The 1110-nt window shown below is 66.6% G+C and carries 1 protein-coding gene; it reads right to left on the bottom strand.

Annotation, left to right across the window (positions count from 1 at the left end):
• Positions 1-34: 34 nt before the first annotated feature.
• Positions 35-1110 (bottom strand): hypothetical protein (locus LQV45_RS34740; RefSeq protein ID WP_230012487.1); only part of this gene is annotated, 1076 nt, incomplete at its 5' end.

Raw genomic sequence — 1110 nt, forward strand, 5'->3', positions numbered from 1 at the left:
GACTACTGAATCCGGGCTGGCCGGAGGCTGGAACTCAGATGCAGGACTTGTTGTAGTCGAAGCCGCCCGAGATGTACTGGACCATGGTGACTTTCCCGCCGCCTGTCAGCGGCGCTGCCAAACACATGCTGCTGGCGTTTTGGAAGGAGCTCCCGCCGGCGAGCCAGCTTCGCTGGGCGTAAAGGTTGCTTGTCGAGGGCACCGTGCCGATAATCTGTGCCCATTGGTAGCCGGTCGAGTAGAGCCCGGTTTTGGCGCCGATGCTGGCAAAGTAGGCGGCCATGCCCTCCAGATCAGCTCTGTTGGCGGCCTTGTTCGTTGACCAGGAGTTTTCGGTCTCGATGTCCAACCACCAGGTGTAGGAGGCCGGGTTCTTGACCCCGCGGATGATGGCGTCGTCGTAGGCCTTGGCGTAACCGTACATATAGGAGCACGCCGAACCGACCGAGCCCTTGGTGCACGTGCCGTAGGGGTTGGCCACGGTCTTCCCGGCATAGGTGTTGCTGGTGGGCCACCAGGAGCCGGCCGTCCCGGGGTTCCCGGTATTTACGTACAGGGCCACGAGGGGCTGCCCGGTCCCGCCGGTGGACGTGGCGGCCCAGGACAGCTGGGTGGCCAGGCACGAGTTGGTGTTGTTCGCCAGGCCGTTGTTCACACCAATGATCGCGAAGCTCTGGCCCTTGGGCAGGGGTTTGCCGCACTGCGGCCAGGACACGTCGACGCCGGGTCCGGCGGGCGTGACTGCCGCTGTGCCGGCCGAGGTCCTCGCGGCGGTGGTGTAGCCGGTCTTGGTTCCGGTGACGGTGACGGTGAGGGCCTTGCCGGCCTGCGCCGCGGCCAGTTTGTAGGTGGCGGCGGTCGCGCCAATGATGACGACGCCGTTCGCCTTCCACTGGTACTTCAGGATGACGGGTGCCGGACCCCAGATGCCCGGGACCGCGGTCAGGGTGTAGCCGACCTTTGTCATGCCGGTGATCGTCGGTACCGGGGCCGGCCCGAGCGAGCCGGCGGCGATGGCTGCGGTGGGGGTCGAGGTCTTCGCGGCGGTGGTGTAGCCGGTCTTGGTTCCGGTGACGGTGACGGTGAGGGCCTTGCCGGCCTGCGCCGCGG

It is taken from the genome of Microbacterium sp. Bi128 (genome assembly GCF_918698205.1).